At 47.7% G+C, this 16376-nt stretch carries 13 protein-coding genes; 4 read left to right on the top strand and 9 right to left on the bottom strand.

Annotated features, from left to right (window positions below):
• Positions 1-27 precede the first annotated feature (27 nt).
• The 7 genes from GKG43_RS15505 to GKG43_RS15475 form a co-directional block, all read right to left on the bottom strand.
• Positions 28-2655 (bottom strand): ABC transporter permease, encoded by a 2628-nt coding sequence (locus tag GKG43_RS15505; RefSeq protein WP_129879323.1) that lies wholly within the window; start codon positions 2653-2655, stop codon positions 28-30.
• A gap of 13 nt (positions 2656-2668) precedes the next feature.
• The gene (locus GKG43_RS15500; protein WP_050638970.1) at positions 2669-3334 is read right to left on the bottom strand and encodes an ABC transporter ATP-binding protein; all 666 of its coding nucleotides are present in this window, start codon (positions 3332-3334) and stop codon (positions 2669-2671) included.
• 305 nt (positions 3335-3639) lie between these two features.
• Positions 3640-4671: a HAMP domain-containing sensor histidine kinase gene (locus tag GKG43_RS15495; protein ID WP_055155296.1), complete on the bottom strand. Its 1032-nt coding sequence runs from the start codon at positions 4669-4671 to the stop codon at positions 3640-3642.
• Positions 4668-5351 carry a response regulator transcription factor gene (locus GKG43_RS15490; protein ID WP_050638928.1) on the bottom strand — a complete coding sequence of 228 codons (684 nt, stop codon included), beginning with the start codon at positions 5349-5351 and terminating at the stop codon, positions 4668-4670. Before GKG43_RS15490 ends, GKG43_RS15495 begins: the two co-directional genes overlap by 4 nt.
• A gap of 156 nt (positions 5352-5507) precedes the next feature.
• The gene (locus tag GKG43_RS15485; RefSeq protein ID WP_055155301.1) at positions 5508-6533 is read right to left on the bottom strand and encodes an aldo/keto reductase; all 1026 of its coding nucleotides are present in this window, start codon (positions 6531-6533) and stop codon (positions 5508-5510) included.
• 108 nt (positions 6534-6641) lie between these two features.
• Positions 6642-7865 (bottom strand): serine/threonine transporter SstT, encoded by a 1224-nt coding sequence (gene sstT / locus GKG43_RS15480; protein ID WP_082202709.1) that lies wholly within the window; start codon positions 7863-7865, stop codon positions 6642-6644.
• Positions 7866-8587: 722 nt separating this feature from the next.
• The gene (locus tag GKG43_RS15475; RefSeq protein WP_129879322.1) at positions 8588-9463 is read right to left on the bottom strand and encodes a LysR family transcriptional regulator; all 876 of its coding nucleotides are present in this window, start codon (positions 9461-9463) and stop codon (positions 8588-8590) included.
• A 107-nt stretch (positions 9464-9570) separates the two neighbouring features.
• Between GKG43_RS15475 and GKG43_RS15470 the strand changes: the two genes are divergently transcribed.
• The 3 genes from GKG43_RS15470 (at position 9571) to GKG43_RS15460 (ending at position 12367) form a co-directional block, all read left to right on the top strand.
• Entirely contained in the window at positions 9571-10137 is a 567-nt protein-coding gene (locus tag GKG43_RS15470) for a chromate transporter (protein WP_202976925.1), read from the top strand.
• Positions 10134-10700 (top strand): chromate transporter, encoded by a 567-nt coding sequence (locus GKG43_RS15465; protein ID WP_055151504.1) that lies wholly within the window; start codon positions 10134-10136, stop codon positions 10698-10700. Before GKG43_RS15470 ends, GKG43_RS15465 begins: the two co-directional genes overlap by 4 nt.
• Before the next feature lie 62 nt (positions 10701-10762).
• A complete protein-coding gene (locus tag GKG43_RS15460; protein ID WP_129879321.1) occupies positions 10763-12367 on the top strand; it encodes an amidohydrolase in 1605 nt (534 codons plus the stop codon).
• Positions 12368-12470: 103 nt separating this feature from the next.
• On the opposite strand, the gene tadA is transcribed toward GKG43_RS15460, so the two are convergent.
• Positions 12471-12947, bottom strand: coding sequence for a tRNA adenosine(34) deaminase TadA (gene tadA / locus GKG43_RS15455; protein ID WP_055151510.1), 477 nt, complete (start codon positions 12945-12947; stop codon positions 12471-12473).
• Between the two features lie 179 nt (positions 12948-13126).
• On the opposite strand from tadA, the gene GKG43_RS15450 reads away from it, so the two are divergent.
• Positions 13127-14587, top strand: coding sequence for a DUF6128 domain-containing protein (locus GKG43_RS15450; protein WP_129879320.1), 1461 nt, complete (start codon positions 13127-13129; stop codon positions 14585-14587).
• 189 nt (positions 14588-14776) lie between these two features.
• Here GKG43_RS15450 and GKG43_RS15445 read toward each other — a convergent pair whose 3' ends face one another.
• A complete protein-coding gene (locus GKG43_RS15445; protein WP_129879319.1) occupies positions 14777-16189 on the bottom strand; it encodes a deoxyguanosinetriphosphate triphosphohydrolase in 1413 nt (470 codons plus the stop codon).
• Positions 16190-16376: the final 187 nt, after the last annotated feature.

The following is a 16376-nucleotide window of genomic DNA, read 5'->3' as shown; positions in this document are numbered from 1 at the left end:
TGCTTAACCCTAATGCCTCGGTTTCCCTTACTCAGCTATCCTCAGCTGCTCCACCACACTTCCCTTATAGAACATCCGCATTGCCCCCCGCGGTATAAGCACAGATATCACAACCAGTATCATGCTCAGAATTACCGCCGGAAGGATTGTAATGTGATATGTGAAGTACCACATAGAAGGATTGGACAGCATCATTTTTAAAAGTGTCTGATCAACCACTACTGAGAACACGATTCCCAGAACCGCTGCTCCCGCCGCATAAAAGCAGCCCTCCAGCATGAGCAGTTTTCTCAGCTGTTTTTTCGTCATTCCGATGCTCTGCATTGTAGCAAATTCTCTCCGCCTTGCCAGAATACTTGTGCTCATCATATTAATCAAATTCAGAATTCCTGTGATTCCGAAGATGAATGCAATGATTCCGCCGACCATATAGATCATGGTTTTTGAAGATTCTGCGCTTGCCCTTGCCTTATCCGCGGACAGGTAGGTGAGGGACGGATTCTCCTGTATATAAGATTCCAGGAACTGCCTCATCTCGTCTTTGCTGCCCTCCTCTACATCGAAGGTATACTTCATAACAGCCGGTTCCTGATAAAGCTCTTTCATTTCTTCCTGCGGGAGATACAGATAAGGCGCATCAATCCCCACATCAATCGAACTGCTTACACTGTATCCAAACCCTTCATCATCGCTTGTAAGGGCGGCTTTTGCGATCACAGTATAGCTCTTTATCTCTTCCCCGTTTATGCGGGCGGTTATGGTATCCCCTACGTTCATATAATTATAGTATTCTTTCAGCACTTTTGTTTTTCTGTCAGCCTGCATTCCCAGAATGACGCTGCCGCCCTCCATCAGCTTTTCATAAAGCTTATTAAAATCTTTTTCTCCCTCCGCAATCTGCAGATGTGCAAGCCCGGCCTTTTCCATTCCATATACATTGCAGATCGGATAATCATCTGCTCCCACCGATACAAAACGGCCATCCGGATCCAGGCCGGCCCTCTGCTCTGTTCCCTGCTCATCGAATACTTTAATATCCGAGATTTTCATGCCGTAATCAAAAGTTACCTGCAGGTCTTCCAGCGTATTCTTATATACCAAACTTGCGTCTGTCACGCCCGGCATTTCCTGCACGGCCTGGACAGCCTCTTGGGGAACTGCCTGGTCATGGCGGATAAATCCTTTCAAATTGCTTCTTGTATCCACATGGGCGATCTCAAAGTCTGTACGTATCATCTCATTCACCTGACGCTCTACATCCACACTTCCTGCTGCCGTACCTACCGTATTTAGCATCACTACACTGAGCATCAGAGAGACAACGATGAATACGGAACGTCTTTTATTTCTTCCAAGATTCGCAAATGCCATCTGTCCGAGATTGATTCCTCTGTAATGTCTTTTCACCTTGGCATTTTTCCGGTTTTTCCCTTTTGTCTCTACATACCGGAATGCTTCCATGGGAGAGATATTGGATGCCATTCTTGCAGGTTTTCTCGTACTGATGAATACAGTCAGCGCGGCCAGAATCGCCGCTGCGATAAAGATTACCGGATTCGGGGAAACCGAAATCACAATGTTCTTATACTCCGTTGAAAGGATATCCATAATTTTCGGAAGTGTTATTTTTCCCACAAAGAATCCGATCAGCAGACCAAGCGGGATTCCCATGCAGGACACCCATACCGCCTGCCTGTTGATCAGCTGTTTTACCTGTTTTTTTGACATACCAATGGTCCAGTACAGGCCATAACGCCTTACTTCCTGCATAACAGCAATATCAAAAACATTGTAGATCAGCAGATACCCGCAAAAGATAAACAGAATCACCAGTACCGCAAAAGCAGCCATCATTTTACTGTCCATCCCAGGATTCGTTTCCTGGTTGATCACCGCCGGGATACTGTTTGGGGCGCCGATTTCCCTGGATCCGCCTATTGATTCTACGAACTCATCCAGCTGCTCTTCCATATTCGTTCTATCCGCCATCATAAAATCGGCCCAGTATGTCCCTGCCAGTTCCGCATCTTCCCGGTAAGTATACTCAAAAATCTCCGGATGCTCCTCCCTGAATGCCTCTGACACAGTCATAATGCTCAGTTCGTCATGGGAACTTTCATACCATCCCGATACAACCATTGGAAGCTGATAATCCCTTCCGTGTACGGTGAATTCAATGATCACCTCTGCTCCCACTTCCGGTTTTGCCCCCAGTTCCTCCAGCGCTCTATCTGATGCTACAATTTCATTGGCTTTCACGGGTTCCACTCCGTGAGTTGGCTGGCAGAAGGTTAGCTCCCGTTGAACAGAGTTTTCCAGATCCAGCTCTATCTCATGTCTCACCGTATTTGTCAGAAAGCCTATAGGCATACGAAGTCCTAATTCACTGGCGATACCGCTTTCTTTCAGTTTTTCATACTGTTCCTCTGTCAAATTCCGGATATCCACATCCGCCTTGCTCATTTTCTGAATCTGCTGGGTCATCTTCATAGATTCCATGGTTCCCATGCCGATCGTGGTAATGGAAGTAAACAGAACGGCCGTGAGTGCAATCGCCAGCACTGCTACCAGATTGCGGAAACGGCTTGCCAGGAAACTTCTTCTTGACAGCGTTTTCATAATCTTCAGATTGTCATTTTCAAAAGGTAATACCATCGCTTATGCCCTCCTATGCTGTGATCCTGCCGTCTTCGATCCGTATGATCCGGTCTGCCATCTGGGCCAGCTGGTCATTGTGAGTAATCATGACAATTGTCTGGTTCAGCTCATAACAGGTTCGTTTTAACAGCCCGATCACATCGGCGCTTGTTCTGCTGTCCAGATTTCCGGTCGGTTCGTCAGCCAGGACGATGGCTGGTTTTGATACAAGGGCGCGCGCAATGGCCACTCGCTGTTGCTGCCCTCCCGAAAGACTGCCGGGCATGTATTCGAGTCTGTCTTTCAGGCTCAAAAGTCCTGCCACTTCCTCCACGTAGCGTGCATTCACCCGGTTCCCGTCCAATTCCACCGGCATAACAATATTTTCATAAGCGTTCAGAATCGGAATGAGATTATAGTTCTGGAAAATAAATCCGATATTTCTTCTTCGGAAGACCGTAAGTTGTTCATCATTCATTTTAGACAGCTCTTTTCCTCTCACCACCACACTTCCGGATGTCGGTATATCCAGGCCGCCCATCATATTCAAAAGCGTAGATTTCCCGCTCCCACTTGTTCCGACAATTGCCGTGAATTCCCCCTCTTCCACACAAAGATCCACTCCATCCAGCGCCTTTGTAATAGTTGGTTCCTCCCCATAATATTTTTTTAATCCAGTCACCTGTAATATGTTCATTTTGATTTCCTCCTCTGACTTTCTAAAGCCTATTATAATCGGCAATTGTCCGGGAATCCTCCGGGCTCTTTCGTTAATTTTGATTATTCTCACTGAAAAAGTCCCGTTTTCGGGACTTTTCATTATATTTCCGCTCTTCTCACATAAATAGAACAGACAGCATGCTGAAAACATTCCAGTCATTACTGCCTGTTCTTCCTTTTTATTCATAGCATACCACAAAAACTTCTGCTAATCTATCTGAAAGAATATTCTAATTTTTAATAACAGGCCATATAATAGCCACAGAACTACTGCCATATTTCTCATTCATTTGGTAAAAAGACAGAAAAAACTGAACCGCTCCTCTGCCGTGAGCTAACCTTCACATAGCCTCCCTGAAGGGAAATGATCTCCCGCGCCAGATACAGTCCGATCCCCACACCCTCCTCATCATGCACCTCTTCCTCCCTGTAAAAGCGCTGGAAAATCAGGGCATAATGTTCTTCCGGGATCCCCTTTCCGGTATCTGCAATGTCAATCTTTACATAGGCCTCCCAGCGTTCCACCGATACACTGATCATCCCCCCTGGAGGCGTATACTTCACCGCATTGTCCAGAATATTAAAGATGGCTTCCGTGGTCCATTTTGGGTCATGAGACACCAGAAATGTCTCCGGGCAGTCCACCCGCACATCCATCTGCTTCTGTGCCGCCTTTGTAAATATGCCTCCCACAGCCTCTGCCAGCGTATCGTACAGATTCTGTGTTTTCTTCGTAAGCATGATAACTCCGGTTTCCAGCCGCGACGTCTTCACCATGGCCTGCACAAGGAAATCCAGTTTGTCAATCTGAGAAGCGAAAGCTTCGAGAAATTCGTTTTTCTCGCTTTCCGTAAGGCTGTCATCATGCAGGGTCTCCTGGATCATCTTCAGGTTTGTGACCGGAGTCCTCGTCTGGTGTGAAATATCCGATACAAGGGACTGAAGCTCCTCCCTTGCTCTGACATTCTGCTCCTTCTGCTTCTGCATGACCTTGTAGAGCTGCCTGAGTCTGTGTACAATCCTGGCTAAAAGTGTCTCTTCTTCCATATAAGGCTTTTCCTGCAGGTTGTCCTCTGCCATTTCTTCCAAAATGGCGCAGATCTCTTCTGTAAACACGGATAATTTCTTCTGAAAAACAACGGTTAGAGCAATTCCCCAGCAGACAGTGGCGGCCGCCGCGGCCGCTGTACCAAACACGGCGGTGCGGCTCCCGGTCAGAGCATAAACCACAGCAAGGATCACCACATCTGTCAATATCACCCCACAGCTGATATAACGGACAATCCTCCCGAGGGAGAGGCTATGATAATTCATCTTAGCTCACCGCCCTTCCACATATAACCCATTCCGTACACCGTCTGTATATAGGTATGTTCTTTATTCTCAATCTTCTTTCTCAGCGCACTCAATGTAGTTGTCAGTGTATGGTCATCCACAAAGTTGCCGTCTATATCCCACAACCTGTCCAGCAGGATCTGTCTGGTAAGAACCTGCTTCCCGCTCTTGGCAAAGATTTTCAATAGCTTCCATTCTTTTGGGGTAAGAGCCACAGGTAGCTGTCCTGCCGTGCAGGTGTTCTCTGTGAAATCAATTGCCAGATACCCGTCATCGAACACATCCGATACCAGCTTTTTCTCCATGCGGCTCAGAATCGCTGCCACTTTCTTCTGAAATACTGCCACGGAAAAGGGTTTTGTCACGTAATCGTCCGCCCCGCATTCATAGCCCTTGAGCATATCGCTCTCCATATCCTGCGCCGTTACAAATATCACGGCGGCATCCTGCTTCTCTTTTATGGTACGGCACACCTCGTACCCGTTCCCGTCCGGCAGGTTCACGTCCAGCACAACCAGTGCAAATTGCTGTCCCCCCACAATTTTCTCTGCATCCGCCGCATTCATAACCGATTCCACCTCATATCCTGCACTTTTCAGGTTATAACTCAGGGTCATATTTAAAATCCTGTCATCCTCTACGACCAATATTCTCTCCATTTTAACTCTGCTCCTTCACACCGCTATTCCATTTACCGACAATCTGTTTCTTATTATACATGTTTTTGTACCATAACAAAAGCGGAAGATCCCTCTCTGTACTAGAGAGGTTCCTCCGCCCTTTTAATTTTAAATGCTCCAATCATTCAACTCATATCAGACTGTGATTTTCCCCGCCAATATCTTCTGATAATCTTCGTAATTCTTTTTCAAAAGATTCGGCGTGTCCAATTCGTAGGGGCATTTTTTCCTGCACTGCCCGCACTGCATGCACCCCTCTATCTTCTTCATCTTTTCCTGCCATTCCTCACTCAGCCACCCCGCCGATGGAGCCCGCCTTACCATAAGTGACATCCTTGCACAATTATTGATGACAATACCAGCCGGACATGGCATGCAATAGCCACAGCCGCGGCAGAACTCTCCGGTCAGTTCTTTTTTCTCCTTCTCAATAAATGCCGCCAGCTCTTCATCCAGCACAGGGGCATCTTCCATATATTCCAGCCATTCCTCCAGTTCTTCCATCCGCTGGACGCCCCAGATCGGAAGCACATGATCAAACTGTGACATAAACGCAGAAGCAGCGCGGGAGTTCGTAAGCAGACCGCCTGCCAGCCCTTTCATCGCGATAAAGCCCATATTTCTTTCCCTGCACAGCTCCACCAGTTCCAGCTCTTTTTCTGAGGACAGATAGCTAAGCGGGTACTGCAGCGTCTCATAAAGCCCGGATTCAATACACTCCTTTGCAACATCCATTTTGTGTGCAGTCACTCCGATATGGCGGATCTTTCCCTGCTCCTTAGCCTTTTGCATGCGCTCATACATTCCTGTGCCATCGCCGGGACGGTAACAGACATCCACACAGTGGAACTGGTAAATATCTATATAATCGGTCTGCAGCAGCTTTAAGGAAAGATCCAACTGCTTCTCAACCTCCTCCGGCGTGCGCGCCATTGTCTTGCTTGCTATGTAAATTTCCCCGCGAATACCGGCAAAAGCATTCCCCAGCTTTTCCTCACTGTCGCTGTATGCACGCGCCGTGTCAAAAAATGTCATACCGCCTTCAAAGGCCCTCCTGAGAATCTTTACCGCATTCTCCATGTCCACTCTTTGTACCGGCAGAGCTCCAAATGCATTCTGCGGGACAGTAATTCCCGTGGTACCTAATGTAACCTGTTTCATCTTCATAGTCCGTTCACTCCTTACATCATCATGATATGTCTTTCATACATGTTCTTCGCATAATCAAAAACATACGGCAGAGAAAATACAACCTGCTGTCAAAATCCTTTACAAATTGATCTCCCGCCCTTCCTTTCTCCACTGTCTCAGTTCTGCAGATGCAGAAAGCAGCAGGTCTGAAGAAGAATTGAGTGCAGTCTCTACCGAGTCCTGTACAACCCCTATGATAAATCCCACACCAACTACCTGCATGGAGATATCGTCTGATATCCCGAAAAGGGAACATGCCATAGGTATCAGTAACAGAGATCCCCCCGCAACCCCGGATGCTCCGCAGGCCGACAGAGCAGCCAGTACACTTAGAATTATGGCTGTAGGGATATCCACCGGAACCCCCATCGTGTGGGCAGCCGCCATCGTCATAACAGTAATCGTAATAGCGGCGCCGTCCATATTAATGGTAGCCCCCAGGGGAATGGAGACGGAATAAGTATCCTTGTCCAGCCCCATCTCTTCGCACGCTGCCATATTCACAGGGATATTGGCAGCAGAACTCCTTGTAAAGAATGCCGTAATGGCGCTGCGCTTTAAGCATCTGAAAATCAGTGGGTACGGGTTCTTCCTGATGCACCAGTATACAAGAATCGGATTCGTAATAAAGGTAATTGCCAGCATGGACCCTACCAAAAGAACAAGAAGCTTTCCATATTCCGTGAAAATATTTAACCCACTGGTAGAAATCGTACGGAACACAAGGCCCAGAATCCCAAACGGAGCAAGATTGATAATCCATGTCACCAGCGTAGAGACTGCGCCTGAAATATCCCTAAGCATGTTTTTCGTCGTCTCCGCCGCCCTCCGGAATGCAAGTCCCAGCAGTACTGCCCAGAATAAGATCCCCAGATAATTTGCATCTGCCAGCGAACTCACCGGATTGGAAACAACATTCAACAGCAGCGTTTGAAGCACTTCCGCCACTCCGCTTGGAGGCGCGGTATCCGTCACTGCCTTTGTCAGTGTCAGCGTACAAGGAAAAGCCATGCTCGCAAACACTGCAATGACTGCCGCAAGCAAGGTGCTGAACATATAAAGAATAATAACCGTCTTAATCACGCCTCCATGTGATTTTCCTGCATTGCAGAGCGAGCTCATGACAAGGAAAAATACCAGGATCGGCGCAACCGCTTTTAATCCCCCAACAAAAAGATCCCCCAGTATACCGATTGCTGTTACGGAGGGAATCAGAAGCCCCAGGGCCGCTCCAATGATCAAACCTCCCAGAATTCGCTTAACAAGGCTGATCTCCATCCATTTCTCAAACACTTTTTTCATTTTTAAATCCATTCCTTTCGCTTCACTCAGGCACGCTCAAGTACCTCCACCATTTTCAATCTTCTGCCGCCTGCTTTAGAATATAATTAAGTATAGCGCAGGAAACGGCATATGGCAAATCTAAAATCAAAATACAACGGACTGGCTTTCGTCCCCGGAAGCGTCTGGGGACGCTTAATGGCAAAAAGAGCTGCAAGCCATCAATAAATCCTATCGCGCTCACAGGTTTGATTATTCTGAAAGCTGTATTCCCTTGCTTATGTACACCTACTGGGGACATAAAAGTCCCGCCAATTCAATACCATACGCTGCCCCCGCTTGAGGCCCCTCCTTAGAAACGAGCTTTTTCCTGCCGGTTGGATGCGCCAGCTCCATGAAGGGATAGCCGAAAACCTCTCGGAGAACATCCATGTCCTTTCAAAAACGCTCAAAGCGGACCTTAGAAATTCTTGGTGGGAAACAGCCCTGAAAATGGAGAGATTTTTGGATTCCGAATCCAAAAATCAGCTGACCCAGCGCGAGAAATCATCGGATTTCTCGTGATGTGTCAGTGGTGCTCCATTTTCAGGGCTGTTTCCCGCCTAGAATTTCTTAGGTCCGCGGCCGCGTTTTTGAAAGGACATGGATGTTCTCCGGGAGGTTTTCGGCTATCCCTTTATGGAGCGTCCCCATCCGTGCCGCGACTAAAGCGCGTCACTAACTCCCGATTATATATCTGCTTACTACAAAGGCATGCCTGCTATGGTATCCAATATCATTTGCATAGGCTGCGTAATGTATTTATTTTCATGCAGTACTGCCAGCATTTTATTTTCCATTTCCATCCCCTCCAATTGGATCAGGCGTAACTTTTTCTCCGAAACAGGGGCTGTCAATAAACACGCGGGCAAAATGGCCACGCCCAGGCCCGCTTCTGCCGCTTTAATAAGTGCAAAAGAGTTTACGCTTTCCCATCTGGGATAGGCCTTTTGGTTTGCAAGTGACAGTGTACTGTCAAAAGTATCCCGTACCGCACTGCCCTTCTCCCGCAGTAATAGCGGCAATTTGCACAACTGGCGGGGTGATACTGCCCGGTCAGGCAGTGGAAAATCAGGAGCGCACACGGCGCACAGCTTATAACTGCCCAATAAAATGGTCCGAAATGCTCCCTGTGGCTCAACGCCTTCCCAAAAGGCAATATCCGCTTCCCCGTTTTGTAGAATCCCCATTGCCGAATTGGCACTTGCTACGCGCACATTCACCTGAAGTTCCGGAAGTACGGCTTTCAAACGGTTTAAAATCTGGGGCAGGTGAAAAGATGCAATCGTGATACTGGACACAATATTTACAGGCGTGCATTCTTCTAAACGGCTGATCCGCTGATCCAGGCTGCGGCAGGAGGCCAGTATATTCCGCGCCTCTTTCAGCAGCATTGTACCGCAGCTCGTCAGGCATACGCCCCGCGGCAGACGGTCAAACAGTGCTGTCCCGGCCTGCTGTTCCAGTTCTGCTATCGCGTGTGATACCGCAGATTGTGTGAGGTGCAGTTTTTTTGCTGCACCTGTAAAAGTTCCGGTCTGTTCAACTGCTTCTATAATTTCTAGATGCCGTATGTTCATAGGCTCTTCTCCTGACATGAATAAATTTTATGTATTGTATATAATTATATCATTTTACAGATGCCTCAACAAGAACTATAATGGGAGACACAGAGAGGAGGGGCATGATGGAGCATCCCAAGAAACAAACATATTTCTGGCTTTTGGCAGTCAACCTGTTTATCAGCAGTTTTACTTTCGGCGGCGGCTATGTGGTTGTACCTATGGTCCGCCGTTATTTTGTAACCCAGAAACAGTATTTTACGGAGGAGGAACTGGTGGGTATGGCAGCTGTGGCACAGTCGACTCCCGGGGCGATTGCCATTAATTTGTCTGCGCTGGCGGGATACCGGGTCGCAGGAACTCTGGGCGCAGCCATCAGCTGCATTGCCGCCGTCATACCGCCCCTTGTTATACTGGGACTGGTATCGGCATTTTATACCGCTTTTATCTCAAACGCTGTTGTTGCAGCGGTGTTAAAAGGGATGCAGGCGGGCGTGGCCGCACTGATTGTAGATCTGATCATCGACATGTGCGCTTTGATCCTGAAGGAGCGGTCCTGGTTTTTATCTGCCATGATACCTGCAGCCTTTTTGGCAAACTTTGTGCTCGGTATCAATGTGGCTCTGATACTGGTTGTCTGCTGCTTTTTATGTGTGATACGGGTGTTCTGGGAAAAGAGGAAGATGAAATGACGACAATCTGGAATTTATTTATTACATTTTTCAAAATCGGCCTGCTCAGTATTGGAGGCGGTTATGCAATCATTCCTTTAATTCAGGAGCAGGTGGTAAATCAGGCCGGATGGATCAGTGAAAAGCTCTTTACGGACATTATTACAATCTCACAGATGACCCCGGGCCCGCTGGCCGTTAATACCTCTACCTTTGTCGGCCTGCAGATCGGAGGGATTGGAGGCGCGGCAGCAGCTACAATCGGCTGTGTAATATGCGGAGTAGCTATTTCTTTATTTTTATACCGCTTTTTTCAGAAACACCGAAGTTCTACCTATATTTTTGAAATATTAAACGGACTGAAGTCAGCGTCTTTAGGCCTGATTATCTCGGCGGCAGCTACAATTATACTACTCGCGTTTTTTGGCACCAGCACATTTCATTTAAGTTCCATGTTCTCGAAAATTAACTGGATCGCAGTTCTCCTATTTTTTGTGATGCTTTTGATACTGCGCAGGCGGAAGATGAATCCGATTCTGATTATGGTCATAAGTGGTGCTGCGGGGGTGGTATTTTATTTGTAATATGAGGTATAATTTGAAATAAGATCAAGCGAAATCCGCTTTCAGAAAGGATGGAATATATTATGCAAAAATTGTACTATGGCGGAAATATCATCGCGATGACAGGGGAACACAATATGCCGGAGGCACTGCTTGTCACAGATGAAAAAATTGCATACGCAGGCCCGAAAGCCGGGGCAGAGAAGCTGACAGGCCCGGATACCGAATATATTGACCTGAATGGAAAGACTCTGATGCCTGCCTTTCTGGACGGACACGGACATGTCTCAATGGCAGCGCAGATGGCCTTAAATGCCGATCTGAGCGGCTGCGGCAGCTATCAGGATATCATCAATACCTTAAAGCAATATATTGAGGCGAGGCACATTTCAGAAAATGATGTCGTCGTCGGTTTCGGCTATGACCACAATTTCCTGAAAGAAGGAGGGCATCCCACCAGACAGATTCTGGATCAGGTATCTGAACGTATCCCCATCTATGTATCCCATGCTTCCGGCCATATGGGCTGCGCAAACAGTGCTGCTTTGAAGCTTGCAGGGATCGGCAGCAATACTGCAGATCCCCAGGGCGGTGTCATCGGCAAGATCCCCGGAACCAAAGAGCCGGACGGATATCTGGAAGAAGCCGCAATGATAGAGCTGCAGAAACTACTCTCCGTTCATATGAAGATGGATCTCATGAAAGGCCTCAGGATCGTACAGCAGGAATACCTGAAATACGGAATCACAACCGTTCAGGACGGCGCCAGCAGCACAGACGCAGTTCAGTTCATGAAAAAAGCATGTGATGAGGGCGCCTTTGTACTTGATGTCGTATCCTATCCGGTTATGAGCGAAGCTGATCCGGGCCAGCTCTTTATCGAGTATCCGGAGTGTGACCGGAAGTACAATAACCATTTTAAGCTAGGGGGTTACAAAACCGTGCTGGACGGTTCACCCCAGGGGAAATCGGCATGGCTGACAAATCCCTATGAAAACAGCGGAGACTACTGTGCATATCCATGGTTCACAGATGAAACCGTAACCGGGTTTATGGAACAGGCTTTGAGGGACCGAAAACAAATCCTAGTGCACTGCAATGGAGATGCGGCGGGTGATCAGTTTTTGAAAGCCTATGAGAAAGCGTTGAAGAAGATACCTGAGGCTGCTGATGCAGATCTCCGGCCTGTTATGATCCACTGCCAGACGGCAAGGGATGATCAACTGGACAAAATGGCGGATTTGAAGATGATCCCCTCCATTTTTGTGGGGCATGTCTATTACTGGGGCGATATTCACAAAAAGAATCTGGGCGATACCCGCGGCAGACGAATCAGCCCTTGTAAATCAGCGCTGGACAGAGGGCTGGTTCTGAATTTTCACCAGGATACGCCGGTTACGAAGCCGGATATGATGCACTCCGTATGGGCCGCGGTGAACAGGGTTACGCGCGGCGGGGAAGTCCTGGGCCCGGAACAGAGGATTGGGGTGTATGATGCATTGAAGGCAATCACCATTAACACGGCATACGCCTATCACGAGGAACAGGAAAAAGGTACGCTGGAGGCCGGAAAACTGGCAGACCTTGTTATTCTCGATAAAAATCCGCTGAAAACAGACAAAATGAAACTGAAAGACATCGTGGTTCTGGAAACGATGAAAGAAGGAAAAACCCTGTACAAAAAGTAATGGAAGGGCAGGCTTGCCCTAGAGCGTGTCTGAAAATTCATTGCCGCAAACTGGGGCAACATCTTGCAGCAAGCAATTTTCAGACACGCTCTGGCTGTTACTTTTATTTGGCCCTCATCTTCTTTTGCTTTTCCCGCAGTTCCTTAAAAAACTGCTTCATCATCGTACTGCACTCTTCTTCCAGCACCCCCGTCGTAAGCTCTGCCTGGTGGTTAAATTCCTGCATGTCCAGCAGGTTGAGAATGGATCCCGCACAGCCTGCCTTGGGATTCATGCATCCAACTACCACGCGCTGCACCCTGGCCTGGATTATCGCGCCGGAGCACATCTGGCATGGCTCCAGGGTGACATACAGGGTGCATTCCTCCAGCCGCCAGTCATTCAGCTTTTTGCTGGCCTTTCGTATCGCAGTCAGTTCCGCATGGGCCAGAGGGTTCTTGTCGATCGTACGCCTGTTATAGCCCCGTCCTATGATTTTATCCCGATATACAATCACACATCCGATCGGAACCTCCTCCAGGGCATATGCCTTTTTTGCCTGCCTGATAGCTTCTTTCATATATTTTTCGTCTGCATTCATAATCATCTCTCCACCCCCGTGCACTGTCTGATTGATATACAGCTTAATATCCAGCCTAAATTTCAATGTGCCGGTACACTAATTTTTCCCTTTTGATATAATTTACCACAAATAGTGTTCTTTTTCAAAACCTCTCTGAATAAATTAGATTGAAAGAAAGACAAGACCAGAGGTGTATTATGAATCCCGGTATCTGTTATATTTATGAATACAATAATAATCAAAAACTGCGTAATGCAGGCTTTATAAAATTAATCCAGCATTACCAGTCCTGTGTACTGCAGGTCAATGTCAGAGGAATTCCGGTGCAGACCGGCAGCACAGTCAAGCTGTATGCATTCTGCAGGCAGAATTCAAAATTTATTTCCAGTCAGGTCGACGAGATCATCTGCGGGGATAAATGTATCTCTGCAAGATTCACCATTTCAGAAACCACTTTCCCGGAAGGCAGGCCCCTGGAGCAGATAGACGGCTTTTTCCTGAAAACGGACTCCGGCCAGTATTATACCGCCGCCGCAGATGGAGCAGACTTTGATACCCGCGAAATCGAACTGTGGAAAAAAACCGGAGACAGCACAGCCGCAGTATTGGAAGAGCCTGCGCCCTCCGAAGTACCCTCCCAGGAGTCAGCAGACGAAGGACCCGCCGTGAGCACCAGGGCCGGGGCCGGTTTACCTGACGTCATCGATGAAGAAGCACAGGCGGAGTCACAAAGCCTCTCCGAAAGCGAGGAAAGCGCAGACGCATATAATGACCCTGAAAATCTTATGTATTCTGATACTTTTCACGAGTCTGAGGCTGATATCTCCACGGATACATTCCGTAGCTACGATGACGATCTGTACTTTGATTCATTCAGCGGTTCTGATGTCGATATATCCTCAGATGCATCGTACAGAGCTGATACGGATGTTATGTCAGATGCACAAACCTCTTCTGAATCAGATATATCCCCTGATGCACTCACCTCTCCTTCTGAAGAAGATGTGACCCAGAGTACACGTCTTTCTTCTGATGAAGAAGTCAGGCCACGAAGTTCACTTCCCCCTTCTGATGAGGAAGTCAGAACTCGAAGTTCACTTCTTCCTTCTGATGAGGATGATATAACCCGAAGGGCATTTCCCCCTTCTGATGAAGACGAAATAACCAGAAATACACTCCCTTCCTCTGAAACGGATATACCTCCCTCAGAATTCAATCACACTGAGGAGATAATAAATACCCCGGCGGAGCCAGAAGATACTGCCATGTCTGATGAAAATGCAGCCCAGACAGATACCCCCGCCGGCGAAATCCGAACAGAGTCATATGACTCCGGGGAAGAAGAAACACAAACCGGCCCCACAGCCAGGAAAATACAGCGTTCCGATCTCTCGATTCTCCCCCGCCGCTGCTGGAACCTTGCGAATAACAGTTTTCTCCTCCATGGATATCACAATTATAACCACCTTCTACTGGTTGAAGAAGATGGCCGTTACTGGCTGGGAGTCCCTGCTATTTACTCTCCAAGGGAAGCCCGGGCTGCGGAACTGTTCGGTTTCCCGCAGTTCACCAAGACCTATGTAGACCAGCTGGAACTGGATGAAGACGAAAAAGCACCCACTCCTGATTTTGGGCACTTCTGCCGGTTTATCAAATAGTGTCTCCGGCAGACTCAATTAATTCAAATGCACTAAAGCGTACTTGCAGCGAGGCGCGCGTCATACTGTACATGATGCGCGCCTCTGCCAGTTCATCGCTGTATTGATGCCTGCGCTTCTTCAAAAAGAATGATCCGGGTGAGCCTGTACCGGCAGCCGGATCGCACTGTCATTCGCGCCCCCATCCCCCTAAACAAGCCCGTTCATTTCCTGATACAACCGTTTGGCATAGCTGTCCGTCATCCCGCATACATAATCCGTGACAAGCAGCAGACGAAGATACAGCTTCTCCGCCTCACTCTTTCCTTCTGCCTGCAGTCTGTATGCATTCTTATAATTATCCGAGATAAAGGACACCACCCTGCTGTCGATAGATCCAAGCGGCCGGTCTGTATCGTAATACAGTACCGCATGAACCAGCTTATCCATCAGGAAATCCAGAATTACTGCCTCCGTTACCTCCATCTTATAGATCGCCCTGGATGCAAATACATAACGGTAAGCCATATCACCAAGCAGATCCATCAGATCCTGTCCAAAGGTTCCATAGAACAGGTCCTCTTTAAAAGTCCCTTCCATGATCTCGTCATAATGGGATGTAAATCCAGAAGTTGCGCAGCTGATCAGATATCCCTGCACCCTCACAATCCAGTTCTTCACAGCGTAGGACTCCGGATGACTTACACCTTTTTCTTTGCCTCTTTCATAGAGGGTGCGGAGTTTGTCAAGCGGTTGGAAATTGGCATTATTTTGTTTCTTCTGCAATATTTCCAACTCTTTTTCCAAGTCATAAAATGTTATAAATCCCTTTACATAGGCATCTTCAATATCTGCCGTCTTATAGGCCAGGTCATCTGCCGCCTCCAGGATGTAGGTAAGGGGATGTCTGGACGTGCCGGCCCCTGTTTCTTTTGAGATCTCCTCAAATACAGCCTGATCCGCATAATAATAGCCCATCTTTTTATCCTTGATATTGCCCGTGGCAGGGTCGATTCCTGTGGATGGAACCGGATATTTCACGATGGTGTTCAAAAGCGCATATCTCAGGTTCATTCCGTGCTCATCCACCAGATAATGCAGCTTCGTCACAAGACGCAGAGCCTGGGCGTTTCCCTCAAAATGATAGAAGTCCTCTCTCATCTGCGGCGTCAGCATCTCTTCCACCGATCTACCAAAACAAGTGAGATCCGGAAGGTTACGGATAAACCATTCCCGAATCGCGTTTTCTCCAAAATGCCCGAAGGGCGGATTTCCTATATCGTGAATAAGCCCCGCACACTGGAGGATATTGCAGATATCCTCCTTCATGGGGGCCGTGAATCCGGGATCTTTATTCGTTGTTAATATATTTTCTCCAATGTTCTGCCCCAAAGACTTTCCCAGTGAGGATACCTCAAGGGAATGTGTCAGCCTGGTGCGGATAAAGTCACTTTTATCCAGTGGGAATACCTGTGTCTTATCCTGCAGGCGCCGAAATGAAGCGCTCCCGATAATCCTGTGATAGTCCTTTTCAAATTCGCTTCTCAGATCCGTTGAACCATTCCGCCGGTTCCACACGCCGCCCCGCATCCGTTTTGCCGATAATAATGTATCCCACTCCATAACGCACCCTCCTTATTTTCGATGGTAGTGTCAAGTTTCACTACCTTTTTTTATTGTTAAACCTTGATTTTATGGGAGTTTGCAATAAAAAGAGCATTGACCTCCCTTTTTCTGGTATAATGTCAATCGCCAAACCAACCTTAAACCAAGGAGACAATGCTCATGGACATTATACTGTATTTACTTC

It is taken from the genome of Eubacterium sp. BIOML-A2 (assembly GCF_009680135.1).
In the GTDB taxonomy this organism is placed as follows: domain Bacteria; phylum Bacillota; class Clostridia; order Lachnospirales; family Lachnospiraceae; genus Faecalicatena; species Faecalicatena contortus_B.
This window is presented reverse-complemented; position numbering and strand designations above follow the sequence as displayed.

Coding starts and splice junctions, on each gene's coding strand:
- tadA (WP_055151510.1), bottom strand. CDS start 12,947: ATGAATGCAGACGAAAAATATATGAAAGAAGCTATCAGGCAGGCAAAA.
- GKG43_RS15460 (WP_129879321.1), top strand. CDS start 10,763: ATGCAAAAATTGTACTATGGCGGAAATATCATCGCGATGACAGGGGAA.
- GKG43_RS15450 (WP_129879320.1), top strand. CDS start 13,127: ATGAATCCCGGTATCTGTTATATTTATGAATACAATAATAATCAAAAA.
- GKG43_RS15495 (WP_055155296.1), bottom strand. CDS start 4,671: ATGAATTATCATAGCCTCTCCCTCGGGAGGATTGTCCGTTATATCAGC.
- GKG43_RS15465 (WP_055151504.1), top strand. CDS start 10,134: ATGACGACAATCTGGAATTTATTTATTACATTTTTCAAAATCGGCCTG.
- GKG43_RS15505 (WP_129879323.1), bottom strand. CDS start 2,655: ATGGTATTACCTTTTGAAAATGACAATCTGAAGATTATGAAAACGCTG.
- GKG43_RS15470 (WP_202976925.1), top strand. CDS start 9,571: ATGGAGCATCCCAAGAAACAAACATATTTCTGGCTTTTGGCAGTCAAC.
- sstT (WP_082202709.1), bottom strand. CDS start 7,865: ATGAAAAAAGTGTTTGAGAAATGGATGGAGATCAGCCTTGTTAAGCGA.
- GKG43_RS15500 (WP_050638970.1), bottom strand. CDS start 3,334: ATGAACATATTACAGGTGACTGGATTAAAAAAATATTATGGGGAGGAA.
- GKG43_RS15475 (WP_129879322.1), bottom strand. CDS start 9,463: ATGAACATACGGCATCTAGAAATTATAGAAGCAGTTGAACAGACCGGA.
- GKG43_RS15485 (WP_055155301.1), bottom strand. CDS start 6,533: ATGAAACAGGTTACATTAGGTACCACGGGAATTACTGTCCCGCAGAAT.
- GKG43_RS15490 (WP_050638928.1), bottom strand. CDS start 5,351: ATGGAGAGAATATTGGTCGTAGAGGATGACAGGATTTTAAATATGACC.
- GKG43_RS15445 (WP_129879319.1), bottom strand. CDS start 16,189: ATGGAGTGGGATACATTATTATCGGCAAAACGGATGCGGGGCGGCGTG.